The 24802-nt window shown below is 61.9% G+C and carries 26 protein-coding genes; 9 read left to right on the top strand and 17 right to left on the bottom strand.

The features are described 5' to 3' along the window. Positions 1-8: 8 nt before the first annotated feature. The 4 genes from HH213_RS27260 to HH213_RS27245 are packed head-to-tail and all read right to left on the bottom strand — an operon-like array spanning position 9 to position 3413. Entirely contained in the window at positions 9-701 is a 693-nt protein-coding gene (locus HH213_RS27260; protein ID WP_229263191.1) for a TorF family putative porin, read from the bottom strand. After that, positions 698-2140 carry a S8 family peptidase gene (locus tag HH213_RS27255; protein WP_229263190.1) on the bottom strand — a complete coding sequence of 481 codons (1443 nt, stop codon included), beginning with the start codon at positions 2138-2140 and terminating at the stop codon, positions 698-700. The genes HH213_RS27260 and HH213_RS27255 overlap by 4 nt, the downstream gene beginning before the upstream one ends. Beyond that, complete coding sequence (locus tag HH213_RS27250) at positions 2137-2850, bottom strand: zf-HC2 domain-containing protein (protein WP_229263189.1); 714 nt, start codon at positions 2848-2850, stop codon at positions 2137-2139. The genes HH213_RS27255 and HH213_RS27250 overlap by 4 nt, the downstream gene beginning before the upstream one ends. 8 nt (positions 2851-2858) lie before the next feature. Continuing rightward, complete coding sequence (locus HH213_RS27245) at positions 2859-3413, bottom strand: RNA polymerase sigma factor (protein WP_161056242.1); 555 nt, start codon at positions 3411-3413, stop codon at positions 2859-2861. 87 nt (positions 3414-3500) lie between these two features. On the opposite strand from HH213_RS27245, the gene HH213_RS27240 reads away from it, so the two are divergent. Beyond that, a complete protein-coding gene (locus HH213_RS27240) occupies positions 3501-4337 on the top strand; it encodes an NAD-dependent protein deacetylase (protein ID WP_169114361.1) in 837 nt (278 codons plus the stop codon). Here the strand turns inward: HH213_RS27240 and HH213_RS27235 are convergent. The 3 genes from HH213_RS27235 to smpB form a co-directional block, all read right to left on the bottom strand. After that, positions 4334-4888 carry a FlgO family outer membrane protein gene (locus HH213_RS27235; RefSeq protein WP_110849745.1) on the bottom strand — a complete coding sequence of 185 codons (555 nt, stop codon included), beginning with the start codon at positions 4886-4888 and terminating at the stop codon, positions 4334-4336. The two genes, HH213_RS27240 and HH213_RS27235, sit on opposite strands and share 4 nt — an antisense overlap. Next, positions 4888-5565, bottom strand: coding sequence for a hypothetical protein (locus HH213_RS27230; RefSeq protein WP_229263188.1), 678 nt, complete (start codon positions 5563-5565; stop codon positions 4888-4890). Before HH213_RS27230 ends, HH213_RS27235 begins: the two co-directional genes overlap by 1 nt. A gap of 181 nt (positions 5566-5746) precedes the next feature. Continuing rightward, positions 5747-6196 carry an SsrA-binding protein SmpB gene (gene smpB, locus HH213_RS27225; RefSeq protein ID WP_110849746.1) on the bottom strand — a complete coding sequence of 150 codons (450 nt, stop codon included), beginning with the start codon at positions 6194-6196 and terminating at the stop codon, positions 5747-5749. 75 nt (positions 6197-6271) lie between these two features. Between smpB and HH213_RS27220 the strand changes: the two genes are divergently transcribed. Then, on the top strand, positions 6272-6706 hold the full coding sequence (locus HH213_RS27220) for a type II toxin-antitoxin system RatA family toxin (protein ID WP_110849747.1): 435 nt from the start codon (positions 6272-6274) through the stop codon (positions 6704-6706). Next, complete coding sequence (locus HH213_RS27215; protein WP_169114359.1) at positions 6696-6992, top strand: RnfH family protein; 297 nt, start codon at positions 6696-6698, stop codon at positions 6990-6992. Before HH213_RS27220 ends, HH213_RS27215 begins: the two co-directional genes overlap by 11 nt. Positions 6993-7011: 19 nt before the next feature. Here the strand turns inward: HH213_RS27215 and HH213_RS27210 are convergent, their stop codons facing one another. After that, positions 7012-8229: an esterase/lipase family protein gene (locus tag HH213_RS27210; protein ID WP_169114358.1), complete on the bottom strand. Its 1218-nt coding sequence runs from the start codon at positions 8227-8229 to the stop codon at positions 7012-7014. Positions 8230-8356: 127 nt separating this feature from the next. On the opposite strand from HH213_RS27210, the gene HH213_RS27205 reads away from it, so the two are divergent. Next, on the top strand, positions 8357-9196 hold the full coding sequence (locus HH213_RS27205) for a substrate-binding periplasmic protein (protein WP_169114357.1): 840 nt from the start codon (positions 8357-8359) through the stop codon (positions 9194-9196). 41 nt (positions 9197-9237) lie between these two features. Here HH213_RS27205 and HH213_RS27200 read toward each other — a convergent pair whose 3' ends face one another. The 6 genes from HH213_RS27200 to HH213_RS27175 form a co-directional block, all read right to left on the bottom strand. Beyond that, a complete protein-coding gene (locus tag HH213_RS27200) occupies positions 9238-11481 on the bottom strand; it encodes a beta-glucosidase family protein (RefSeq protein ID WP_110849751.1) in 2244 nt (747 codons plus the stop codon). Between the two features lie 32 nt (positions 11482-11513). Further along, positions 11514-13886, bottom strand: coding sequence for a GH36-type glycosyl hydrolase domain-containing protein (locus HH213_RS27195; RefSeq protein WP_229263187.1), 2373 nt, complete (start codon positions 13884-13886; stop codon positions 11514-11516). A gap of 9 nt (positions 13887-13895) precedes the next feature. Next, complete coding sequence (locus tag HH213_RS27190) at positions 13896-15239, bottom strand: MFS transporter (protein ID WP_169114356.1); 1344 nt, start codon at positions 15237-15239, stop codon at positions 13896-13898. A gap of 96 nt (positions 15240-15335) precedes the next feature. After that, on the bottom strand, positions 15336-15839 hold the full coding sequence (locus HH213_RS27185) for a gluconokinase (protein ID WP_229263185.1): 504 nt from the start codon (positions 15837-15839) through the stop codon (positions 15336-15338). Positions 15840-15954: 115 nt separating this feature from the next. After that, the gene (gene gntR, locus HH213_RS27180; RefSeq protein ID WP_110849754.1) at positions 15955-16983 is read right to left on the bottom strand and encodes an HTH-type transcriptional regulator GntR; all 1029 of its coding nucleotides are present in this window, start codon (positions 16981-16983) and stop codon (positions 15955-15957) included. 75 nt (positions 16984-17058) lie between these two features. Next, positions 17059-17547: a DUF4124 domain-containing protein gene (locus tag HH213_RS27175; RefSeq protein WP_169114355.1), complete on the bottom strand. Its 489-nt coding sequence runs from the start codon at positions 17545-17547 to the stop codon at positions 17059-17061. 247 nt (positions 17548-17794) lie between these two features. On the opposite strand from HH213_RS27175, the gene HH213_RS27170 reads away from it, so the two are divergent. Further along, positions 17795-18304 carry an FxDxF family PEP-CTERM protein gene (locus tag HH213_RS27170; RefSeq protein ID WP_169114354.1) on the top strand — a complete coding sequence of 170 codons (510 nt, stop codon included), beginning with the start codon at positions 17795-17797 and terminating at the stop codon, positions 18302-18304. Positions 18305-18447: 143 nt separating this feature from the next. Continuing rightward, on the top strand, positions 18448-18663 hold the full coding sequence (locus HH213_RS27165; RefSeq protein WP_169114353.1) for a hypothetical protein: 216 nt from the start codon (positions 18448-18450) through the stop codon (positions 18661-18663). 82 nt (positions 18664-18745) lie between these two features. Here the strand turns inward: HH213_RS27165 and HH213_RS27160 are convergent, their stop codons facing one another. Next, entirely contained in the window at positions 18746-19006 is a 261-nt protein-coding gene (locus HH213_RS27160; protein WP_169114352.1) for a hypothetical protein, read from the bottom strand. Positions 19007-19382: 376 nt separating this feature from the next. Between HH213_RS27160 and HH213_RS30370 the strand changes: the two genes are divergently transcribed. The 3 genes from HH213_RS30370 (at position 19383) to guaA (ending at position 23499) form a co-directional block, all read left to right on the top strand. Then, complete coding sequence (locus HH213_RS30370; protein WP_229263184.1) at positions 19383-19919, top strand: FxDxF family PEP-CTERM protein; 537 nt, start codon at positions 19383-19385, stop codon at positions 19917-19919. 446 nt (positions 19920-20365) lie between these two features. Continuing rightward, a complete protein-coding gene (gene guaB, locus HH213_RS27150) occupies positions 20366-21829 on the top strand; it encodes an IMP dehydrogenase (RefSeq protein ID WP_110849760.1) in 1464 nt (487 codons plus the stop codon). 59 nt (positions 21830-21888) lie between these two features. Then, positions 21889-23499: a glutamine-hydrolyzing GMP synthase gene (gene guaA, locus HH213_RS27145; protein WP_110849761.1), complete on the top strand. Its 1611-nt coding sequence runs from the start codon at positions 21889-21891 to the stop codon at positions 23497-23499. 281 nt (positions 23500-23780) lie between these two features. Here guaA and HH213_RS27140 read toward each other — a convergent pair whose 3' ends face one another. Together HH213_RS27140 and HH213_RS27135 are read right to left on the bottom strand one after the other, a co-directional pair. Continuing rightward, on the bottom strand, positions 23781-24341 hold the full coding sequence (locus HH213_RS27140) for a PstS family phosphate ABC transporter substrate-binding protein (protein WP_169114351.1): 561 nt from the start codon (positions 24339-24341) through the stop codon (positions 23781-23783). Then, positions 24338-24802, bottom strand: a complete 465-nt coding sequence (locus tag HH213_RS27135; RefSeq protein ID WP_169114350.1) for a type 2 periplasmic-binding domain-containing protein — start codon at positions 24800-24802, stop codon at positions 24338-24340. Before HH213_RS27135 ends, HH213_RS27140 begins: the two co-directional genes overlap by 4 nt.

Below are 24802 nucleotides of genomic sequence, written 5' to 3'. Positions count from 1 at the left end.
ACCGGCCTCTAAAACGCGTAGCTGGCGCCCATGGTCCAGGCCTTGGCCGGATGGACCGGGTAGCTGTGGTAGCGCAGGCCGTCATCCGAGCTGTGTTCGCGCGCCAGTTGGACGGTCCAGTTGCCGAACGGGATGGCCACGCCCAGCTTGACGTCGTAACGTGCTCGGGCCGGTATGCCGGGCCAGACGCCGTCGCTCAGGTTGTACAGCAGGCCGGCGTGGGCGATCAGGTTGAAGCGCGGATCGATCGGGTAGAAGCTGCTGATTTCGCCATACACCACCTTGGCCCGAAAGCCGAGGTAGCGCGGTGCGTAGGATAGCCGCGCGCTGGTGCGTTCACCGCTGATGCCCGCATAGCATTCGTGGAAATCGTTGAAATGCGACTGGGTGTAGGTGATCTGGTTGCAGCCGGCGTCCCAGCTCTGTACGGAGTTCAGACGCTGCGCGTAACCGGCGTAGCCTTGCAGCTTGTAGCCGTAGTTGTCGCCAATGTGCATGCCGCTGGCGAAGCCTCCCACATACCATCCGCTGGCGTCGTCCAGGTTAAGCGTTAATTGCGGCGCGGGATTGCTTTCGCCCGCCGCCTGGCCGCGGAAGGTGTAGGTCGATTGCAGTGCGACGCTGCCGCTGATGTCGATCTGCGCTGCGGCCGGCGCCGCAGCGAGCGCGGACAGCAGCAGAACGGTGGCGCGTTGCGTCACGGTGCGGCGCCGTGTTGGCTGATTTGACGGGCGCAACTGAGGTCGCGCACCAGGCGGGAGATGGCGGAGCATGCGTCTATAGTAGCAGTATGCAGGGCCACGCCCGATTGCAGCAGGGTGCGCATTTGTGCCGGCGCGGTGTCGGGACGTAGTTCGTCCAGCAGCGCCAGCATGCCGCTGACGTGGGCGGCGGCGTAGGAGCTGCCGCTGACGAAGGACCAGCGCCCGCCTGGCGCACTGCTGGGGATATCGTTGCCGGGGGCAAGCAGGGCTGGCTCGGCGGTCGTGGCCGCGCTGGCGTCGCTGCCGGCGCGCGTGGCGCTGCCAGGCTGCGCCAGGGCGATTACGCCGGCCAGGTTGCTCGGGCCAGCCGGGCCGGCGGACGCGTTGGCGCTGCGTGCTTGCGCCGCTACCGCCAGTACGCCGTGATGGCTGGCCGGGAAGGTCGGGCTGGTGGCGTGCGGGTCGATGGCGCCGACGACGCTGATGCCGCGTTCGAGCGCCACGTCCAGCAGACGGTCCAACAGCCTGTCGGGCGGGCCGGACAGGCTGAGGTTGATGACTTGCGCGCCGTTCAGGATCGCAAAATTGAGGGCCTTGCTGAGCGTAAAGCTATTACATCGGGTCGCCAGGTCGCGCTGTTGCCAGCAGGCGCGCAAGCCCATGACCCTGGCCTGCGGCGCGATGCCGATGATGCCGCCGCTGCCAGCGCGCGCGGCAATGATGCCGGCCACCGCCGTGCCGTGGTTTTCAGCCGGCGTTGGGCCGGCGTCGACGAAGTTGTTGTTGACGGCCAGCTGGCCTTGCAGGTCGGGATGGCTGGCGTCGATGCCGCTGTCGACCACGGCGACGGTGACGCCGCGTCCGCGCGTGTAACGGTGCAGTTCGGCCAGATGCCAGTAGCGGGCGGCGGGCTGGACGCTGTAGAGCGGGTCGCCGCTGGACTCGGCATCGGCAAGCAGGGCGGCCTTGCCCACCGCTGCCGGGCTGGCGCCTGCGGCTTGCGCCATGCCTTTGAAGCGGGCCACAGGCTGGGCCCATTCCACTTGCGGGTCGCGGGATAGTTGGGCGATCAGGTGGTCGGCGTCGGTGCTGTCCGGGTAGCGCATGACGTAGCAGTCGATGCCGAGGATCGCCATCGGCCAGCCTTCCACCAGCGTCAGGCCGTGCTGGCGGGCCAGGTCTTCGGCACGGCGCTGGCGGGCGCTGCGGCTGTTGTCATCGATGTAGCGGCCGCCGTAGGTGGCGTCTGGCCGGTAGTGCGTGGCGGGCAGGCGCAGCATCACCAGCAGTTGATGGTCATCGCGGTATTCGTCTGCGCTGGCGCTGACGGTGGCTTCGGTGGTCGGCAGGTCACTGTCCGGCCGCGCCGTGGCAGACTGGTGCATGGCGCCGAGCGTGAGCGCCATGCAGACGGCCAGAATGCGCAGCAGCTTCACGGTGCGGTGTCTCCATCCAGCGGCTCGGCCAGCTTTACGGCGGCGTTGGCGCGCAGCGCCTGCAGGATTTGGGCGTGGCGGTCGGTCGGCACGTTCAGCAGCCAGGCGTCGGTGACGGTGGGGCCGTCGACGATGCGGGCGTTCTGGGCTTGCAGGATGTGGCGCAGTTCGCGTTCGCTGGTGGTGGGCTGGAAGACGACGACCATGTTGCCGCCGGCGGCGACTCCGGCGCCTAGCACGCGGTAGGCGGGCGTTTCGTCGGGATGCACGAGCAGCGCGCCCAAGGCGACGATTACCAGCCACTGCGCAGCCACTGCCCAGCGCAGCCAGGAGGATTGGTTGGCTGCCTTTGCGCCCCACCATGAGATGCGGCGCGGCGCGCTGACGTGCGTGTCAGCCACTCCAGCAGCAGCGTCAGCATCGGCGTCGGGACCAGCGGACGTCGGCACGGCGGGGCGCTCCTGCGGGCCCAGCGCTGGAAGCAGCTTGGCTAGCGCGCGCTCCATGTCGATGCCGTCCGGCAGCGCGTCTGCCTCGGCGGTTGCCTCGGCACGCATGCCATGTTCCCATTCCAGCTCATGACGGCACTGTGCGCAGGCTTGAAGATGCTCGTGCACACGCCGCGTCTCATCCGCCGACAGCTGCGCCGACGCATACCACGGCAGCAACTCCTGCACCGCCTGGTGCACCGGGATATCCAGTCTGAACACGCGCCCGTTCATTGGCTGTTCTCTCTTTCGTTCCACAACAAATCCTTCAATCGGTGCCGCGCATGAAACATGCGGGTCTTGACCGTGTTCAATGGGCATTCGACAATCTCGGCGATGTCGGCATACGCCATATCGTGATAATAAGTCAGCACCATCACCGCCCGTTGCGCCGGTGGCAGCGCGTCCAGCGCGTCGGCCACGGTCTGCTGCAATTGCTGGCGGCTCAGCACTTGTTCCGGCTGCCGGTCGCCCTCATCTTCGTACAAGGAGGCATCCGACTCGACCGGGTCGTCGGTCAGCTTGAGGCCTTTCAGCGTCTTGCGGTAGGCAATCGCGAAAATCCAGGTGGAGGGCTTGCAGCTGCCGTCAAAGCTGGCGGCCTTTTGCCAAACGACCAACATGGTGTCATTGACCACTTCTTCGATCAGCGCCGGATTGCGCGCCATCCGGCCGGCAAAACGCGACAGGCGGGGAAAATACGCGCGATACAGCGTTTCGAAGGCGTGCCTGTCCCCAGCGGCGATCCTGCCTAGCAGTAGTGCGTCATCTGAATCCAAGGCCATCCACTTTCTCCATTTGTCCGGTTAATACCTTGCCGGACGCAAATGGTTCTACAAATCGGGAAATAATTTTTAGGCTACCATGCGCATATGAACCTGAACCAGCAAATCGACCATTTGAGCACTTTCCTGCAGCGCCATGAGCGCGTGCTGGTGCTGACCGGCGCCGGCCTGAGCACGGCGTCCGGCATTCCCGACTACCGTGACAAGGACGGCGTGCGGCGCGGCCGCAGTCCGATCCAGGGCCCGGATTTCCGCAAATCCGAGGCCGTGCGGCGCCGTTACTGGGCCCGCAGCATGGCCGGCTATCCCACCCTGGCCGGCGCCGCGCCGAATGCTGGCCACCATGCGCTGGCGGCGCTGGAGCAGGCGGGCCGCATCCATAGCATCATTACGCAAAACGTCGATGGGCTGCACACGGCTGCCGGCAGCCGCAAGCTGATTGAGCTGCATGGCAATATCCACGGCGTGCTGTGCCTGGATTGTCGCACTGTCCATCCGCGCGCCGCGATCCAGGATTGGCTGGCGCGCGCGAATCCGTCGCTGGTGCCGACCGGGCCGGCCGGCGAGGTGGTGCCGGAAGCCCGTCCGGACGGCGACGCGGAAGTGGAACTGGACGAATTCCAGGATTTCCAGCTGCCGACCTGCGTGGCCTGCGGCGGCGTTTTGCAGCCGGACGTGATCTTCTTCGGCGACAACATCCCGGCGCAGCGCACCGCCGACGCCCTGCAATGGGCCGACGAGGCCGACGCGGTGCTGGTGGTCGGCTCGTCGCTGATGGTGTTTTCCGGGTATCGCTTCGCCAAGCTGGCGGCACAAACCAACAAGCCGATCGCAGCCATTAACCTGGGCAAAACCCGGGCGGATGACTTGATCGGCTTGAAAGTGGAGGCGTCGGCAGTGGAGATCCTGCCGCTGCTAGTTTAATTCCGCTGCAACATCGAGCGGACGATGGCTTCCTTGGCCAGCACGTAATCGGTCCCGGCCAGCACGAAGTTGGTGTTCGGCTGGATCACCTTGATGTTGATGAACACCATATCGCTGGTTTCCGCATACGAACCGACCACGATGGCCTGGGCGTTGTGACTGGTCGCCACTTCGCCGATTTCGCGCGTCAGCATCAGCTCGCCCTGGTTGCGCTTCAGGTAGACACTGTTGCGCAGCTTCATTTCCAGCATGCTCAGGCCGCCTTGCGCCATGCGGGTCGACACCTGTTCCGACACCAGCCGGCCCAACGTGGCGGTCTGGTCCAGTGCATCGATGTTGACCATGGTGGCGACGATCAGCGGCTTGTCGGCCACCAGCTTGCCGCTCAGTTGCTGCAATAGCGAATCGGCGGCTTTGTAGTTGGCGTTGATGAACTGGTTGGACGAAATGGTGGAGTAGTTGCCTTCTTCACTTTTCGGTGTCGAGGAGCAGGCCGCCAGCACTAGCGGCAGCAGCAGCACGCCAGCGCGGGCCAAAAATTTCGTCAGCATTAAATATCTCCGCGTACCTGGAAGGTACGGGTCAGTTGAGGTTCTTCGGGCTTGGGATCGACGATGCCGTACAGAGTACGGTCAGTGTCGGCCACGTAATAGGCGGAGGTGTTGCGCGCCAGGTAGCGGTACTGGTCGGACACGGAGACGGTCACGATGATCTCGGTCTTCGGCGTGTCGCCCGGCGAAAACTGGGCATTGAACCAGTCGTGCGCATCGAGCGCGCCAACCGCCACCGCGACATCCGCCACGGCCGGTGCTTCGACTTCGCTCAGCAGCCAGACGCCGCTGCCGAGCACGGCGCGTTCGCCGTGATAGCGGTATTGCGGACGGTTGGCGCTGAAGGTGACGGCCTGTACATCCAGATCGATCTTGAGGGAGCCGGCCGCAGTGCGCGACACCACGTAGCCGTCGTTCACCAGCGACGTGGTCAGCTGGGTCGCCAGCGCGCGCTGGAAGGCCGACGGCTCTTTCGGCTCATTGATGTAGACCGGGCGTGGCGGGCTTTTCTTGAGCTCGGCCACCACGCGCTTCTCGATGCTGTCGGAAATCACGCCCCAGTGGTAGGCGGCTTGCAGCTTGGCTTGCTTGGTGGTGGGGAAGTTGGCGGCCAGCGGCGTGGGCGTGTAGCGAGACGCGCATCCCGCCAGCAGCGTTAGCCCGGCTGCCAGAGCCATTGCAGTTTTCAGCGCCATGATAGCCTCGTCCTCAAAAATCCAGTCTGCTCGCGGCCAGCCGCTGGCCGCGAATGTAAAATCATTCAGCGCCCAGTTTAGCATGGATGTTTCTGATTAGAAATTCTAAGGGCGATAAAAAACCCGGTTCGGGACCGGGTTGTGTACGGGGCGCGCAACAGTTTTAGCGGCGATTGGTCTTCATTGCCGATTCGACCTCGCGCTTGCCGTCGCGATCTTTCTCTGTGGCACGCTTATCATGCATCTTCTTGCCCTTGGCGAGGCCGATTTCACATTTGACGCGGCCACCCTTGTAATGCAGGTTGAGCGGCACCAAGGTGTAGCCGGAGCGTGTCACGCGGCTGATCAGCTTGTCGATCTCCGAGCGGTGCAGCAGCAGCTTGCGGGTCCGTACTGCTTCCGGGCTGATGTGGGTGGAGGCGGTCGGCAGGGCGCTGATGTGGGCGCCGAACAGGTACAGCTCGTCGCCCTTGATGGTGACGTAAGCTTCCTTGATCTGGACGCGGGCATCGCGGATGGCCTTGACTTCCCAGCCTTCGAGCACGATCCCGGCTTCGAAGCGGTCTTCGATGAAGTAGTCAAAAAAGGCTTTTTTGTTGTCGGCTATGGTCATGAGTGGGTATCGGTTAAACTACTGCTGCGCGCCGTGAGACGCGAATAATTCAACATCATAGCAAATGGTTAGACAATGGCAGTAGTACACAAATCAGTTTTCCTCGGTTATAGCGCTCAGCAAATGTTTGATCTGGTGGCCAGGATCGAGGACTATCCCAAATTCCTGCCCTGGTGCGGTGGTGTCGAGATCCGTGAACGCAATGGCAATACGGTGGTGGCCAGCGTCGGCATCAACTATCACGGCGTCAAGCAGAGTTTTACCACGTCGAACGAAAACACGCCGCCGGATCAGATTAAGATGAAGCTGGTGGACGGACCTTTCAAGTGCCTGGACGGCGTGTGGACGTTTAAAGCGCTGCGCGACGATGCCTGCAAGATCGAACTGGACCTGCGCTACGAGTTCTCCAGCGGGCTGCTGGACAAGCTGGTGGGGCCGGTGTTTGGCATGATTGCCAACAGCATGGTGGATTCCTTCTGCAAACGGGCGGAAACGGTGTATGGCGGCTGAGACTTTCGCGATCCAGGTGTGCTATGCCAGCGACGGCGCGCAATTCCTGCGCGACCTGCAGGTGCCGGCCGGCACCACGCTGGAGCAGGCGATCGGCCTGAGCGGCGTGTTGCAGGAAGTGCCGGGCCTGGACCTGAGCCAGCTGCAAACTGGCATCTACGCCAAGAAAAAGCCGCTGGACACCATGCTGCGCGCCCACGACCGCATCGAACTGTACCGCCCCCTGATCGCCGACCCCAAACACGCGCGCCGCCGCCGCAAGGCGCCCGGGCCGGTCGTCGAGTAACTGTACCCCGAGTGCGCCGCTAATTCAGGTTGTGCAACACGAAATCGCGGGTGGCTGCCTGGCGGAAGAAGTCGGTGTGCCAGACAGCGGTTTGTTTTTGTTCGGCGCTGCCGAAGCTCAGCATGTGGCCGGTGTCGGGCGCGGCGTTTGGCAGCAGCACGCTGTCATACGGCACCACCATGTCGTTGGCGCTGTCGATCAGGACGTTGCTGAGCAGGGAACCGGCGCGTTCCAGCACCGAGTCGCCGTAGTCGAAGTTGGCGCGAGCGTAATAGTTGCTGGCGCTGGTCAGCAGCGTGTTACTGCGATTCAGCAGGCCGATCAGCGCCGAGTCGCTGGCCAGGGCCTGCACACTAGGCTGCGCAAACCCCAGCGACACCACCATCCGCGCCAGTCCGATCACCAGATCCAGCGCCATGCTGCCGCTGAACGACGCCAGCAGCGCTGCGACGTTGAGAAAGTGCTTGATTTCATCCGGTGAAGCCAGCGGCGATCCCTGGTTGGCCGCCGCCACAAACATCACCTTGCCAACCTTGGCGATGCGTCCGGCGCGTGCCCGCGCGATGTCGGCCATGCCGTCGGTCAGCAGCGAGCGCACCACCAGCCCGCCACGGCTATGGCACAGGATGTCCAGCTCCCAGCCCGCATTCGCCGGCAGCCGGTGCAGCAGGTTCATGGCGTTCTGCTGCGGCGTGCGGCCGATGGTCCAATGGTCGTAGCCGAAGACGCGGCCTTCGTAGCGCTCCAGCAGCGGTTGCAGATCAAGGTCGCCAAACGCGCCTTGTGTCGAACTGAACACGCCATGCACCAGCAGTAATACCTTGCGCCCGCGCGCCGCATTCAGTTCGGCCGGCGTCGCGGTCTGGCGGTTGCCGTGACGCAGCGCCAGCAGACGCTCCGGCTGGTGGTGGGCCTCGATCTTGTCGATCATCGCCTGTGTCATCTGGGCGGCGGTATTGACCGTGGCTTGCACGATCCAGTCCCAGCCCGACTGCCGCGCCAGTGGCATTCCGGGTAGCGGCGCCGGCGAGGCGTCGCCCGGAAATACGAACTGCACGCAGCCGCTGTCCTTGTGCCGCACGATGTGCAACTCGCTGTCCGTGATCAGGCCGGCCGGCAGCGGAGGCGTACCCAGCATCGGCTGCAAGTCCGGCATCGCCGCCAGCAGGGCGTGATCGTCCATCGCGTCCTGTAAAGCGCGCTGCAATTCGGCTTGCTTGTTGGGAGTGAGTGGCATGCGCCAAGTGTACCGCTGTCTTCGAGCAGCGCCTTGCACTGTTGCAAAGAAGGTTTGCAGGCGTGAGGCTTTCTCGCGCCATTGCGCGGGCATAAGATACACTCATCGTTATCCACCGCAAGAGTTAATGATGAAACGCAAGCAGTTGCTCCTGATCGCCAGCTTCTGGTTCAGCCTGCCCGCTGCGCAAGCGGAGCCCGTGTGTCCACCCGTCACACGTGTCGGCTTGAGCGATCTCGGCTACACCTCCTATCGCGAGCAAGGCCGGATTGGCGGCATTGCCGTCGATATCGCCAACGAGATGGCGCGCCGCACTGGCTGCAAGTTTGAATTCCATTGGTATCCGCGCCAGCGCCTGTTCATCGAGCTGGCGGCCGGCCACGTCGACATGACGATGGGCTCGTTGCGCCTGCCGGAGCGCGACGCTTACGCCAACTACCTGCCTTACGCCTGGCTGCAATACGATCTGGTGCTGACGCAGTCCGGCGGCCAGCAATTCAGCAGCTTGGGCGACTTTGTCGCGCGCGGTACGGGACGGCTCAACGTCACGCGTGGCGTGGCCTACGACAGCGCGATCGAAACCCAGCTGGCGCTGCTGGCCGCCGCCGGGCGACTGGAAGTGGTGAACGATTTCGAGACCGTGTTCGGCAAGCTGGAAATGGGCCGCGCGGAAGGCACATTGGCCTCGCCGCCGATCTATAGCAAATACCTGAAGCAGATCCACCTGCCAACGCCGGCCGTGATTGTGCCGTTGCCGGAATCGGCGCCGCAGTTTACCGGTATCTATTTGTCGAAGCAGACCGTATCGCCGGCGGTACGCCGGCATTACGCAGCGGCGCTGAAGGCCATGACGGAAGAGCAGCGCGTACGCGCCATCTATGCCAAATATTTTGATGAAGCCACCGTCAGGCGGCTGTTCCGGCCAGGACCGGCAACGCTGGTGACGGCGTTGTCGGCGGCGGAGTAGAAACGCTGCACGGCCCGCAAGCCGTGCAGCATGCGCCGCGATTAGCGGCCGTTGACGTCCACCGTCTTTGCAGCCAGCTTGACCTTGACGCTGGCGGCGGGCTTGGCGCCGGCCGATTCGGCCAGCGTGACCAGGTATTCGCCGGCGGCGATCTTCCAGGTCTTGCTGGCGCTGTCGTACACGCCCAGCAGACGCGGATCGATCTTCACCGTGGCCTTGCCGCTGGCGCCGGCCTTCACGGCCAGCTTGTCCCAGCCGCCCAAACGCTTAGGCGCTTCCCAGCCGCCGCTGACCGGCGACACGTACACCTGGCCCACCGACTTGCCATCGCGCTTGCCGGTGTTCTTGATGCTGAAGCTGACCTCGATACCGTTGCCGGCTGGCTTGGCGCTCAGGCCTTCCAGCGCAAAGCTGCTGTAAGACAGGCCGTAACCGAACGGGAACAGCGGCTTGTGGCCCTTCAGATCAAACCATTTGTAGCCGACCGCCGCGCCTTCGATGTTGTAGTCGGTGGTGACCTTCTCGATGATGTTCTCATCCTTGGTCTTGGCATCGCCATCCAGAGTTGGACGCGGCAGCTGCGCCAGCGAAGCAGGGAAGGTGGCGGGCAAACGGCCGGACGGATTGACTTCGCCACTCAGCACGCGCGCAATCGCGGCGCCGCCGTTGGTGCCCGGGTACCAGGCTTCCAGCACCGCGCCGACGTCGTTCAGCCATGGCATCACCACCGGACCGCCGGTTTGCAGCACCACCACGGTTTTCGGATTGGCCTTGGCCACGGCGGCGATCAGGTCATCCTGCTTGTTCGGCAGATTGAGGTCGTCGCTATCGAAGCTCTCGGCCATCCACTGGTTACCGAATACGATGACGACATCGGCGCCGGCTGCCAGCTTGGCGGCGGCTGCGACGTCCTTGCCGTCGTTGTAGGTCAGCTTGGCCTTGGTCAGCGCAGCCAGTTCGCCCATTGGCGACGAGCGGTGATAGACGATCGGGCCAGGGAAGTATGCCGGGCCTTCATTCGGCACCGCCGAACCGCCTTTTGGATACACCTGCGCCGAACCGCCGCCCGACAGCACGCCGACATCCGCGTGGCCGCCGATGATGACGATGTTGCGCGCGCTGGCCGCCAGCGGCAGCAGGTCGTTCTGGTTCTTCAGCAGCACGATGGCTTCTTCTGCGTCGGCCTGCGTTACCTTGCCGTGCGCGGCGAAGTCGATGCCGGCATCGGCCGACGTTGGCGTCGACACTGGATGCTCGACCACGCCGTGCGCGAACATGGTGCGGGTGATGCGCTTGACCATGTCGTTCAGGCGCGCTTCCGGCACGTGGCGATTGACCACTGCTTCCTTCAGCGCCTCGTTGAAGTAGCCGGATTTATCGAACGGGAAGCCGGACTGCTGGTCCAGGCCACGGTTGGCGGCCGGGATGGTGGAGTGGGTCGCGCCCCAGTCGGACATCACGTAGCCGGTGTACTTCCAGTCCTTCTTCAGCACTTCATTGAGCAGGTAGTCGTTCTCACAGGCGTAGTCGCCGTTGACGCGGTTGTACGCGCACATCACCGAACCCGGATCGCCACGCTCGATGGCGAATTGCAGCGCCAGCAGATCGGACATGCGACCGGCTTTGTCGGCGATCTTGACGTTGATGTGATTGCGATTGGTTTCCTGGTCGTTGAAGGCGTAGTGCTTGACCGTCGAAATGATGTGGTTCGACTGGATGCCGCGAATCTGTTCGCCGACCATCACGCCGGCCAGCAGCGGATCTTCACCGCCGTATTCGAAGTTGCGGCCATTGCGCGGTTCGCGCATCAGATTGACGCCGCCGGCCAGCAGCACATTGAAGCCGGTGCTGCGTGCCTCGCTGCCGATCATGGCGCCACCGGCGAAGGCCAGTTGCGGATTCCAGGTGGCGGTGGTGGCCAGGCCGGAAGGCAGGGAAGTGCGCTCATACGGTTTCTTGGAAACGGCTTGCGTGGCGACGCCAACGCCGGCATCCGATTGCCACTGCGGCGGCAGGCCAAGGCGGGCGATGCCCGGCACATAGCCGGCCGAATCGGGACGGCCTTCTTTCGGTTGTTCGTATTTCTTCGGCGAGAATTCGGTGGAGAAGTAGGCGAACACGGTCTGGATTTTTTCATCCAGCGTCATCGCCTTCACCAGCTGGTCGGCGCGGGCGTCGGGCGACTGCTTGGCGTCGAGCCAGGGTTGCGGTGCGTCTGCGGCGTGGGCGCCGGTCAACATGAGTGGATAAGCCAGTGCCAGAGACAGCCAGAGACGCTTCTTCATACGATACAGTGTCCTTATAATTTTAAGTTAATTTAGCGTGGGATCAGAACCTCCAACGCGTATGCTCCGCCCGCAACGATACCTTTGATAACGTTTTCAGTCAAACGCTTACCGTCTTGCCACACCTGTATTTCGTTGACGTCGGCGCGTTGTATAGACACGTTGAAGGTCGCGTGGCGGAACTGGCGGACCACCTTGATGCCATCCCAGTGCGACGGCAGCTGCGGCTTGACGGTCAGGCCATCGCTGCTGCCCTTCAAGCCGCACAGCCCTTCGATGAAGCACAGGTAGACCCACGATACGGTGCCCGTATTGAACAACTGGCTGGAACGCCCGGCGGTGCGTGGATACTCGTGGTACGCGCCGCGATAATAATTGGGGATGAACACCGGCAGCTGGCCGCGTTGCAGGTAATCGGCCTCGCTCGGGCCGGGCAGCATGCGGCGCAGCAGTTCGTAGGCGCGGTCGCTCTCGTTGATCGTGTACAGGCTGTAGATGTAGAAGATCGCCGCGTGGTTGTACACCGCGCCGTTCTCCGCCGATCCCGGATGCTTTTGCGTGACGCGGCCGACATCGTCGCGCATGGCACTGAACGGCGGCGCAAACATCTGCACGCCGTACGGCGTCACCAGCTGCTGCTCCACTTGCGACACCATCGATGCACGCTGGCCGGCATTGGCGGCGCCGCCGAGGATGGCCCAGGCTTGCGGGTTGAGCCAGATGCGGCCTTCCTTGTCCTTGCGGATGCCGAAGGTGACGTTGTCGTCGGTGATGCCGCGCGCGAACCAGTCGCCGTCCCACAGGTGTTCGTTGGCGGCGCGATTGACGCTGCGGGCGCCGGCGCGGAAATGCTTGGCGCTTTCCGCCAGCGAGGAGCTGGCGCCGCTGGTCTCGCAAATCTCGGCCCACAGATTGAGCGCGTAGGCGGTGGCCACGGTCAGCCAGCCGGACACGCCACGGCCCTTGTAGCCGACCATGTTCATCGGATCGCACCAGTCGCCCTGCGCGATGTAGCTCAGACCACGCTTGTCGCGCGACTGCAGCAGCCAGTCCATGGCGCTGCTCACGCGCTCGGACACGGTGAGGGCGATGCCGGTCTCCGTGCCCACCACGTCTTCATTGAGGATGTCGTAGTCGGCGGTTTCGTCGAGGTAGACCTTGAGCGCCACCGGCAGCCAGACACAATGGTCGGTGTGCGGCACCTGGTTGATGTATTTGAGTTCCGCGCCTTCGGTGAGCAGAATCCCGTCCGGCATGGCGCCTGTGGCTTCCTGCTGCGACAACGCGTGCAGGAAAGCTTTGCGCATCACACTGGGCTTGATGAAGCTCATGCCCATATTGTCCTGCAGGTAGTTGCGGGTTTGCGGATCGGTGCTGAGGCGATTGACGTCGCCATGGTAGAACACCTGGCGCGGCAGCCAGTGGTTGACGAAGTTGTCGAGGTCCGCGTCCGGCGTTTCGATGCGCAGGCATCCGTGGCCGCTGGCGACGTAGGCGGCGTAGTCGTCGGCAGTGGACTGGAACGCCTCGGCGCTCAGGTATCTGGCGCGCACCGCCTGGATTTCGGCATCGTCAAACGCGGGGCCGAACAGGAAGCGGTAGTCGCGCGCCTCGCCTTCGGCCAGCGTCACGCGGTACTGCACGGCGGCGGTCGGCGTTTCGTAGCGTGCGTCGCTATTGCCCATCTGCTGCGCGGTGACGGCTGACGGCGCATGCAAACCGCCTTCGCCTTCAAACGCCGACTGGCGCACTTCCCACGCATCCGGCGCCTGCTCGCACAGGAAGTAGGTCTTGTCCTTGAAGTCCTTCTGCTTGAAGTAGTCCGCCACTTTTTGATACGGCGTGACGCTGCTGGCCACCACGCCGCCCAGGTCCGCGCGATATTCGCCCGACTGGTTCATCCACGACATATACCCGATCGGGAAGTAGGGATAGACGCTCAGCTTGCGCGCGCGGCCCGACAGATTAGTCACGCGCAGCGACCATAACTCCACCACATCCGCCACAGGCAAACCGAGAGTCAGTTCCAGCCGTATGCCCAGGTGTTCGATGGTCCATGCCAGATTGGCCTTACCGACCGAGAAGGCGTAGCTGTCCACCGGCGCGCGCACCGGCTCATATGGCGCCGAGAACAGTTCGCCGGTTTCTTCGTCCTTGATGTAGAAGAAGCGGCCCGGATGATGGGCGTAGTAGTTCTGCTCCGGCTGCATGAAGGTCTTGGCCTCCAGGTTGGGCGCATGCGCATACTTGGCCGGCTCCGGCTGCATGAATTGCGCGGTGGCGTAGCCGCGGCAGGTCACCTGTATCATCATCTTCTGATTCCACAGGAAGCCGGCGGCTTGCGGCATCGCGGTGGGGCTGTTCAATTCGTAGCGGTCGCCGTTGTGGGTTGGGCGTAGCATCATCACTCTCCGTCAGATCTTGCGCGCGTCCAGATCGGCCTGGATCTGCAGCAGCTTGTTGTTATCGAGGTTATAGAAGAACATCACGGCTACCGCAAGCAGCGCGAAGGCGGCCGGAATAAAGGACATCAGCCACACAATACCCGCCTGCGAGCCGGCGCTTTGCACGGCGTTGGCGACATAGCCCAACTGGGTGAAGATCGAGCCGATGACCGCCACCGCAATCGCGGTGCCGAGCTTCTGCGAGAAGGTGGCTGCGGCGAAGGTCATGGCGGTGGCGCGGCGGCCGGTGCGCCATTCGTTGTAGTCGGCGGTGTCGGCGTACATCGAGAAGGCCAGCGGCGACTTGGGGCCGAGCGCCAGGCCCATGCCGATCTGCAACGCGAACATCAGCCACACCTGGTCCTTCGGCACGAAGAAGAAGGCCGACGACAGCACGGCGGTAATCGTCATCAGTATCATCATCAGCTTCTTCTTGTCGACGAAGCGCGTCATCAGCGGCGTGAGCGAGGCGCCGGCGGCGGCCGACAGCATATAGGCCGGCACAAAGGTCGCCATCAACTCCGGCCGCTGCACCACGTACTTGAAGTAGTAGGCCGCGCTGCTGGTGCGCAGCGTGATAGTGATCATGATAATCAGCGCCAGGAAAAACAGCGCCACCCAGGGACGGTTCTGCGACAGGTCGCGGACGTCCTGCCAGACGTTGCTCTGCTGGGTGGAGACCGGGACGATGCGCTCGCGCGTGTTCAGGAAAGTCAGCACGAACAGCAGCGAGGCGAATACGCTCCAGGTCAGCATGGTGAGCTGCCAGCCCAGTTTATCGTTGCCGCCGCCCAGCCAGTGCACCAGCGCCGGCGTGGCCGCCGTCACCACAGTGCCGCCGGCGAAGGCGAAGATGAAGCGGAGGCCGTTGACGGTGGAGCGTTCCTGCGGATCGGCCGACAGTACGCCGGACAGCGCGTTGTACGGGATGTTGATGCAGGTGTAGCAGACCATCATGGCCAGGTAGCTGCCGTAGGCCCAGATGATCTTGCCGTCCGCCGACAGGTCGGGCGTGGTGTAGGTAAGCACGGCGGCGCAGGCCAGCGGCAGCGGCACCCAGATCAGGTAGGGGCGGAACTTGCCCCAGCGCGTGCTGGTGCGGTCAGCGGCGGCGCCGATCATTGGATCGGTAAAGGCGTTGATGATTTTGATCATGAACATCATCGACGCGGCGGCGGCGGCAGAAATGCCGAACACGTCGGTGTAATAAATCAGCAGGAAGGTGGCGATGTTGGTCCAATAGAAATTGAATCCCATATCGGCCACGCCGTAGCTGATTTTTTCCCGCCAGGTCAGTTGTTTGTTCACTGTCATCGTCAAGCGCATGTAAAAGCAGGCAGCAAGGTTATCACTGCCTGAACGGAACGGGTTGCCGTTCCGGAGAGAGCCTGTTTTTGATAGCGGTAACTATCATATGTGCAAAATCTGTTGGACCAGCTCGGCCGGCGGCTTGCCGATGTCGAGCACGATGCCGGCTTCGTCCTCCTGCAGCGGCTCCAGCGCGGCCAGCTGGCTGTCCAGCAGCGTGGTCGGCATGTAGTGATCCTTGCGTGCGGCCATGCGGCTGGCAATCAGCTCGCGCGGTCCGGCCAGGTGCGCAAAGCGCAACGCTGGATCGGCGCTGCGCAACAGGTCGCGGTAGCGGCGCTTCAGCGACGAGCAGGACAGCACCAGTCCACTGTCTTTCAGGCGGGCGTCGCGGATCTGCTGGTGCAGCGCTTGCAGCCAATCGGCGCGGTCGCTGTCGGTCAGTGGCACGCCAGCCGTCATTTTGGCGACGTTGGCGTAAGAATGGTAGGTGTCGCCCTCCAGGAAGGGCACGTCCAGCGCGCCGGCCAGCTGCAGCCCAACCGAACTCTTGCCGCAGCCGCTGACGCCCATTACCACCCAGCGAGTTTGTCTTTGATTAGTCATTGATTTGCAAATGCATGATAGCGCTAACAGTTTCCAGCGAGTTTAGACAAATTGGAAAAATTGTAAAGGAATATCGATGCTGCGCCGCAGCAGCAATGCATGGGCCAGGCAGCAGCTAAGCGCTTTCGCGCGCCATCAGCGTAAAGCCGAGGTCCACCTGCTTATTGACAGGATTGTCACCCTTGATCACCGAGCGCAGCAGGGTGGCGGCCTCGAAGCCGATGCGGTAGCGCGGCGTGCCGATGGTGGTCAGCGACGGATTCATCCACGCCGAGGCGGGCAGATCGTTGAAACCGCAGATGGCCAGCTGCGACGGCACCGCGATGCCGCGCCGCTGGCACTGGTAAATGGCGCCGTGGGCCAGGTCGTCGTTGCAGCAGAAGATGGCGTCGCAATCCGGCGCCTGCGCCAGCATGCGGCCCACCAGCTCGGCACCGAGGGCGATGGTGGACGGCTCGGCCACCATCACTTCCAGCTTGACGTCGGCCAGGCCGGCTTCCTGCATCGCCTTGCGGTAGCCTTCGGCGCGGCGCAGCGTGCGCTCGTCCAGTTGCGCGCCGATGAAGCCGATCCGCTTGTGGCCTTTGTCTAATAGATAGCGCGTCATCGCGTGGCCGGCCTGGAATTGCGAGAAGCCGACCGTCAGTTGATCTGGATCGCTGGACATGTCCATCATCGACACCACCGGCATGCGCAGCGTGGACAGCATCTGCTGCACGCGCGGGCTGTGGCTCAGACCGGACAATAGCATGCCGTCGGGATTCGATTGCAGGTAGGTGTTGATCAGCTTTTCCTCTTCCTTGTCGGAATAGCGGGTGTTGCCGATCAGGATCTGGTAATCGTCGGCGTCCAGCGCGTCCTGAATGCCGGCCAGCACCTCGGTGAACACGGCGTTGGACAGCGACGGCACCAGCACCGCGATCACTTTCGATTGCGACGAAGCCAGCGCGCGGGCGGCGCGGTTGGGTACATAGCCCAGTTCGACAACGGCCTTGTCCACCCGGTCGCGCAACGCCTGCGACACCATCTCCGGCTGGGTAATGGCGCGCGAGGCGGTCATGGTCGCCACCCCGGCCTTGTTGGCCACCATCGCCAGCGTGATGCGGCCACTGGCGCGGCTCTTGCCCGCTTGAGTCTTCGTCATTGATGACACTTGATTAATGTTGATATTGATACTGATAGCGATATCATACGGCAGGATAGCCGAAAGTAAGCGTAGTTATTTGCATTCGGCTAACACTTTTTGCGTGTTTTTACGCAAATCTTCGCGCTGGGCATCGTCCATATAGCTGCGTTCGCCATTTTTATCGAAACTGCTGAGGCGCACGCCCTGGTCGATCGCCTGCTGATTCTTGCGGGCGGCGTCGCAATTGGCGGCTTGCTGGGCCTTGTTGCGGGCCTCGGCGGCGGCGCGCTGGGCGGCTTCGGCGTCTTCCAGCTTGCGCTTGTTGAAGTCCTCATTACGCTCGGCCAGGGTGGGGCCGGACGTGGTCGCTGGCTTGGCGGCGGGTTCCGGCTCGGCTGGCGCGTAGGGATTGAACAGCGGCTTGCCGGGCGCCTTCAGGATGCGTTTTTCGGGGATGTTCGGCGGTGGAGGGCGGTCGGATAGTTGCTTGACGCCTTTGTCATCGACCCAGATGTACTGGGCCATTGCCAGCGGTGCGGCGATCAGCAAGAGGCTTGCATAAAAAATGTCACGATGGTTCATAAATGCACTCCCTGAAGATCTATGATTTCGCCATGATCCCGAGCAACTGTCAACTGGAGCAAGATTGTTGCAAATCAAAGAAATTGTTAAATTCTGTTGTTTATTTTCAAATTAATTATAATTACGATAATGTGACCAACACCTTATTGAAGAGGATGGCTAAGATGAACCATCTCTGCCAAGAGATTGTCCTGCCAGCGGAACTGCTGGTCCTTAATCTAAAGGGGAAGCATTCATGAAAGCAAAAATGATATTCGCATCGATTCTGTTTGCGCTGTCCGCAGGCGTCGCCTCGGCCAACGACATTCAGGTGAATGCGGGGGTAATACCGACTGATCCACTCAATCCCTGGTCCGAAATTTTCAATCACACCTCGGGCTCGTTCACCGACACCATCGACTTCACCGTACCTTACCCGTACCTGAGTTCGTCGGCCAATCCGTTGTACCTGACCCTGCACGGCACGCAGGTGACCAATATCGCCAGTCTGGTGTACACCGTGTATGGCGGCGTGTCGGGTTCGTCCGGCGCGGCGATCGTCTCCTACTCAGGCGACGGCACGTCTTACGATCTGCCGTTGACTGCGGCTGGCCCGTATCATATCGAGGTCAAGGGCTTGGTATCGGGTAGCAACACCAAAGGTTCTTACGCACTGGCGCTGGTGTCGTCCGTGCCGGAAGAGCAGACCTACGTCATGATGTTGATGGGCATCGGCATGATGGGCTATGTGGCACGTCGCCGCCAGCGCCGCGGCTAAGTAAGCGCGCACCAGACGAGCCGCCTGAGGGCGGCTTTTTTTTGCCCCAATGTGTGTACGGCCACAGCCTTTACCTTTAGGCAGTAGACTGGCGAGGCGTCACCTGAATAGAATGACCGGACACATTACTGCAGGAGATTGGCATGCCCTTTTACAACGTTTGGTACCAGAACAAGACGGAACCCCTCGAATTTTCCAGCGCCTCCCGCGTGCGCGAAGAGCAGATCGTGGAATGGATCTTCGCGCATGAAAAGATCGCGCACGATGCGTCGTCGACGCTAAGCGAGCTGATTTCGAAGAACAAACTTGGCCCGGTGCGTTACACCGAAGACGAGGGCGAGCCGTTCACCATCGGCTGACACGTGGATCGGCGTCGCCGCGCGTTGCGCCTGACAAGGCCAAAATGCCGCGCCGTCGATAGAATAAAAGAAGCTGGTCTAGTTAGCGACGCAATGCATCAATCAGTTGCTTCGTCTCGTCGAGCAGGATGCTGATGCATCCATCGCCGGTTGGGAAACTTCGTCCCCCCGTGCTCAATACCTGCATTCTGGAGTCGACCCAGTCGCCCGGATTCTCTCCTGGCAGCAGTTCAGCTTCAGCAATAGCGGTGTAGCGCGACGGGTGCGCGACCTTGCTTGCGATATGGCTGCATCGAATGGTGACCTCCCATCCTCTGTACGTTTCCTGGATAACTTGGGGCATAGCGGGCCTCTAAATTATATTGTAAATATTATTACGCATTTTGTTGTAATGCATGATAGCTATTTACTATTAAAATGGAAGGCTAGCCGGCGAAGGTACGGTGAGTCTTAGGTTCACGTACCGCCTGTTTCGGCATGGTCCGTGCGACAGCGTCCCGCAGGAATTTCGTGACGCCGGCGTGTCGGTGGTGCGGTGACGGCGAACAGCAGCCAATGTACTCAGATCGTTGTTCGATCGACACTGTCTCGGCCGGGAATGCTGTGGAATGCAATAAAAAAGTTATGAATATTGAATTCAAATTGCCAAGGTGATATCTTGATTGCGCGTCGCAGGGGATCCGACGCATATTCAATAAATTTAACCAATAGGGGTGATCATGAATTTCTTAAAAGTATTACGTACGGCCGCAGTGTCCATCTTAGTTGCTGGATTCTGGATGAACTCTGCGTTTGCCGGGGCTAACGGCGACACAATTAACGCTACCTACTACTATCCGGACACCGCGTCTCACTACAATGATTTCGGCACCATAGTGGTAGGGACATCCGATGTCTTCACGGATCCTCAAGGTAACTTTCAACTGCGAATCACTGATACGCAAATCATCGCGGATCACTTTACGCCCGATACTTTCTGGAGCCCGGCCGTTTTCAACGGTTTGATCCTGACGAATTTCACCAAGAACTTTTCCAGCTACACCCTTGATGGCAGCACGAATATGGTTGGTTTCGGCGTGAGCAACTTTTCCGTCTTCGGCAATGTCCTTGCAATCAATTGGCAAAGCCTTTCTTTTAATTCAAACACCAAGGTGGTGCTGAATATCTCGGCTGTACCCGAGCCAGAACCGTACGCCATGTTGTTGGTCGGCCTGGGTCTGGTTGGTGCAATAGCTCGCCGGCGCCAGCGTTCATAAGCTACCGCACGTCGACAGGCCGCCTAAAGGCTAATCTCGTACAGTTAAGCGACGTCGTTTCCGCGAAAGCGGGAACCCATACCGCGTTTGTCTGGCAGACGTGCGATGGATCCCGCTGTCGTGGGAATGGCGATGTGAAATTTCAGCTCAACTGAACGGCATTACCGCCTTAGGGCGGCCTTTTTGTTGACGCGGGTGCACTCGATACCATTCGGCTTGACCGGGGAAGCTGTCCGGGGTCTGCAAAGCGCCAGCACGCGTGGCATCAATCCGGCCGGGGCAATGAGCAACGCCAGCAGCGACGAAAGGCAGCCTGCCGCAGACTTTTCCACAGATATTTCTCGATGTATGCGTGCGATTCTCCGATGTGGGGCGTTGCGTGTGCAAGTTGCAGACAATTAATCCCGGTTCCTGTATAATGCCGCTTTGCGCCTATAGGAAATGCTATGCGTCTACTTCAAAAAGCACTCACATTCGATGACGTGCTGCTCGTCCCAGCGTACTCCAACGTCCTGCCTGCGGATACGTCCCTCAAAACCCGTCTGACCCGCAATATCACCCTGAACATCCCCCTGCTGTCGGCAGCGATGGACACGGTCACCGAAGCGCGTCTGGCGATCGCCATGGCGCAAGAGGGCGGTATCGGTATCATTCACAAGAACCTGAATCCGAAAGATCAGGCCCGTGAAGTGGCGCGCGTCAAGCGCTTCGAGGCCGGCGTGCTGCGTGATCCGATCACCATCCCGCCGACCATGAAGATTCGCGACGTCATCAAGCTGACCGAGCAATATGGCATTTCCGGCTTCCCTGTGGTTGAAGGCAAGGAAGTGGTCGGCATCATCACCAACCGCGACCTGCGTTTCGAGCAAGAGCTGGACGCCGAAGCGCGCGCCAAGATGACGCCACGCGACAAGCTGGTGTACGTCAAGGAAGACGCCGATACCACCGAAGCCAAGCGCCTGATGAACAAGCACCGCCTGGAGCGCGTGCTGGTGGTCAACGACGCGTTCGAGCTGCGCGGCTTGATCACCGTCAAGGATATCCAGAAATCGCACGAGCACCCGCTGGCGTCGAAAGACTCGCAGGGCAAGCTGCTGGTCGGCGCCGCGGTCGGCGTCGGCGCCAAGGATGAAGAGCGCATCGACCTGCTGGTCGCCGCCGGCGTGGACGTGCTGGTGGTCGACACCGCCCACGGTCACTCGCAAGGCATCCTCGACCGTGTGAAGTGGATCAAGACCAAGTACCCGCACGTGGACGTCATCGGCGGCAACATCGCCACCGCCGCTGCTGCCAAAGCACTGGTGGAATACGGCGCCGATGCGGTCAAGGTCGGCATCGGCCCAGGCTCGATCTGCACCACCCGTATCGTTGCTGGCGTGGGCGTGCCGCAAATCACTGCCATCTCCAACGTTGCTGAAGCGCTGGAAGGCACCGGCGTGCCATGTATCGCCGACGGCGGCATCCGCTTCTCGGGCGATATCTCGAAAGCGCTGGCAGCCGGCGCCTCGACCGTGATGATGGGCTCGATGTTTGCCGGTACCGAAGAGGCGCCAGGCGAAGTGATCCTGTATCAGGGCCGTTCGTACAAATCGTACCGCGGTATGGGTTCGCTGGGCGCGATGTCGGATGGTTCGGCCGACCGCTACTTCCAGGACGCCACCATGAAGGCCGACAAGTTTGTGCCGGAAGGTATCGAAGGCCGCGTGGCCTACAAAGGCTCGGTGCTGGCGATCATCTTCCAGCTGGTAGGCGGCGTGCGTCAGTCGATGGGTTACTGCGGCTGCGCCACCATCGATGAACTGCGCAACAAAGCCGAGTTCGTCGAGATTACGTCGGCCGGCATGCGCGAGTCGCATGTGCACGATGTGCAGATCACCAAGGAAGCGCCGAACTACCGTTCGGGCGACTAAGACCTTGCAAACGCCGGCCGACGCCGGCGTTTTTCTATATTCAACCTGGTTCAAACTCCATGCACTCTAAAATCCTCATTCTCGATTTCGGTTCCCAAGTGACCCAGCTGATCGCGCGCCGCGTGCGCGATGCCGGCGTGTTCTCGGAAGTGTATCCGTATGACGTCAGCGACGAATTCGTGCGCAACTACGGCGCCGCCGGCGTGATCCTGTCGGGCAGCCACAGCTCGACGCTGGAAGGCGATGCGCCACGCGCGCCGGACGCCGTGTTCGACCTGGGCGTGCCGGTACTGGGCATCTGCTACGGCATGCAAACCATGGCGGCCCAACTGGGCGGCAAGGTAGAGAACGGCAAAGTGCGCGAATTCGGTTACGCCGAAGTGCGCGCGCGCAACCACACCCGTCTGCTGGACGGTATCGTCGACTTCGTCACCGAAGAAGGCCATGGCATGCAAAAGGTCTGGATGAGCCACGGCGACAAGGTGCTGGACATGCCGCCAGGCTTCGTGCTGATGGGCGACACGCCGTCGTGCCCGATCGCCGCCATGGCCAACGAAGAGAAAAGCTTCTACGGCGTGCAGTGGCACCCGGAAGTGACCCACACCGAGCAGGGCAAGGTCATGCTGAGCCGCTTCGTGCATGAAATCTGCGGCTGCAAATCGGACTGGAACATGCCGGACTACATCTCGGAAGCCGTCGAGAAAATCCGCGCGCAAGTCGGCACCGATGAGGTGATCCTGGGCCTGTCGGGCGGCGTCGATTCGTCGGTGGCGGCGGCGCTGATCCACCGCGCCATCGGCGACCAGCTGACCTGCGTGTTCGTCGACCACGGCCTGCTGCGCCTGAACGAAGGCAAGATGGTCATGGACATGTTCGCCAACAACCTGGGCGTCAAAGTCATCCGCGTCGATGCGGAAGATCAGTTCATGGGCCACCTGGCCGGCGTCAGCGACCCGGAGCAGAAGCGCAAGATCATCGGCCGCGAATTCGTCGAAGTGTTCGACAAGGAATCGGGCAAGCTGGTCAACGCCAAATGGCTGGCGCAGGGCACCATCTACCCGGACGTGATCGAGTCGGCCGGCAAGGGCAAGAAGGGCCAGACCATCAAGTCGCACCACAACGTCGGCGGCCTGCCGGAGCACATGAAACTGTCGCTGCTGGAACCGCTGCGCGAACTGTTCAAGGACGAAGTGCGCAAGCTGGGCGTCGCGTTGGGCCTGCCGCATGACATGGTCTACCGTCATCCATTCCCAGGTCCGGGCCTGGGCGTGCGCATCCTGGGTGAAGTGAAGAAGGAATACGCCGACCTGCTGCGCCAGGCCGACGCCATCTTCATCGAAGAACTGCGCAACACCCCGTACGAAGCGACCATCGTGCCGGGCTTCGACCAGGATGCCGTGCCGAAGAACTGGTACGACGCCACCTCGCAAGCGTTCGCCGTGTTCCTGCCGGTCAAATCGGTGGGCGTGATGGGCGATGGCCGCACCTATGAATACGTGGTGGCGTTGCGCGCCGTGCAGACGCAAGACTTCATGACGGCGCACTGGGCACACCTGCCGCACTCGCTCTTGGGGAAGGTAAGCAACCGCATCATTAATGAAGTGCGCGGTATCAACCGTGTTGTTTATGACATTTCCGGCAAGCCACCTGCGACCATTGAGTGGGAGTGAAGAGCTCGCTATAACTAATTGATTTGTAAGAAAAAATAGAAGGCAGTCGATGATTTGGTTTAAGTCATCAACGGCCTTTTATTTGCAGCCAGCGATTTAAACCGTCTTAGTCGGTGGAAGCGAAAGATCAGCGGCTGGCACGGTACCGCTCGGGCGCGCTGTTGCGGCTCGACCGAAGGCGGTGCACTCGGCCAGTGCGACCTGTGCAGGATCAGTTATGCTGGCGCGGCCGCTACTGCATCGCTTCGAGCTTGGCCAGTTCCTGTGCCAGGTCGCCCGGGCTAAGTGGTACATAGCCTTCTTCCGAGGCGTATTGGCGCGCCAGGATATCCTGTCCTTCGCGCGACAGAGCGAGTCGCAGATACTCGCGCACCAACGGATCGAGCGGCTTTGCCCGGCGCGCGGTTCACATAGAACTGGACTGCGGCCGACAGCGGATATTGTCCGCGCCGCACCTCATCATAGGCCGGCGTGTGATAGTCGCCGCCGTTGTTGGTGGCCAGCGGCAGCACGCGCACTTGGCTGGTGGTCTTGGCGGCGTCCACCCAGCCCAGCAAACCGATGCCAAACGGATCGGCTGCCACGGCGCGCAACACGGCTTCCCGGGTTGGCAAGGCTTCGTATTTGATGGCGAACGGCCTGCCGCCGAAGCGCGCAACGCGCATCCCGGTGGCAAAGCCGCCGTCGTCGCGCAGCCCATAAGCGTGGATACGGCGTTGCGCGTATTCGCCATTGAGGCCAAGTTGTGACCAAGTGTTGAGGTCGCCTTGCTGTGCGCCGGCAGTAAAGATCTGCGCAAACTGCTGGATGCTAAGGCCGGGCAGTGGATTGTTCAGATTCACGTAGGCGGCCGGCGGCGTCTTGTTCGGGGGGGGCGCGGGCCGTGGCCGTTGTAGCCGATACGGATCGGCGTTGCGTCGTAGCCGAAAACCTGGCGGAAAGCGCTGCGGTCGCCGGGCCACATATCGCGCGTCAGTGGCGCGAAAGCGGAGGCGCCGGCAGTCAGCGCCGGCATGCCGGCCGACGAGCCCTCCATGCGCAGGCTGAATCGCACAGCAGGGTGTGTTTTGGTGAACAGCGCGTTCAGCGACTGGATGACGTCTTCCAGCCCGTCGTTGCCGACGATGGCGACGCTACCATCGCGCAGCACATACGGCTGGCTGGCGGTGACTGTCACGGCCTGAGGCACGTACGGCGCTGCGCTGGCGTCCGGCGCCGGGGCGGACGTGGCGGCGCCGGAATGGCCGGCGCATAGCAGTACGCCAGCGGCCAGCAGCATGCGGCTGGTTAATTGTTTGGGCAT

This window comes from Duganella dendranthematis (assembly GCF_012849375.1).
In the GTDB taxonomy this organism is placed as follows: domain Bacteria; phylum Pseudomonadota; class Gammaproteobacteria; order Burkholderiales; family Burkholderiaceae_D; genus Rugamonas; species Rugamonas dendranthematis.
This window is presented reverse-complemented; position numbering and strand designations above follow the sequence as displayed.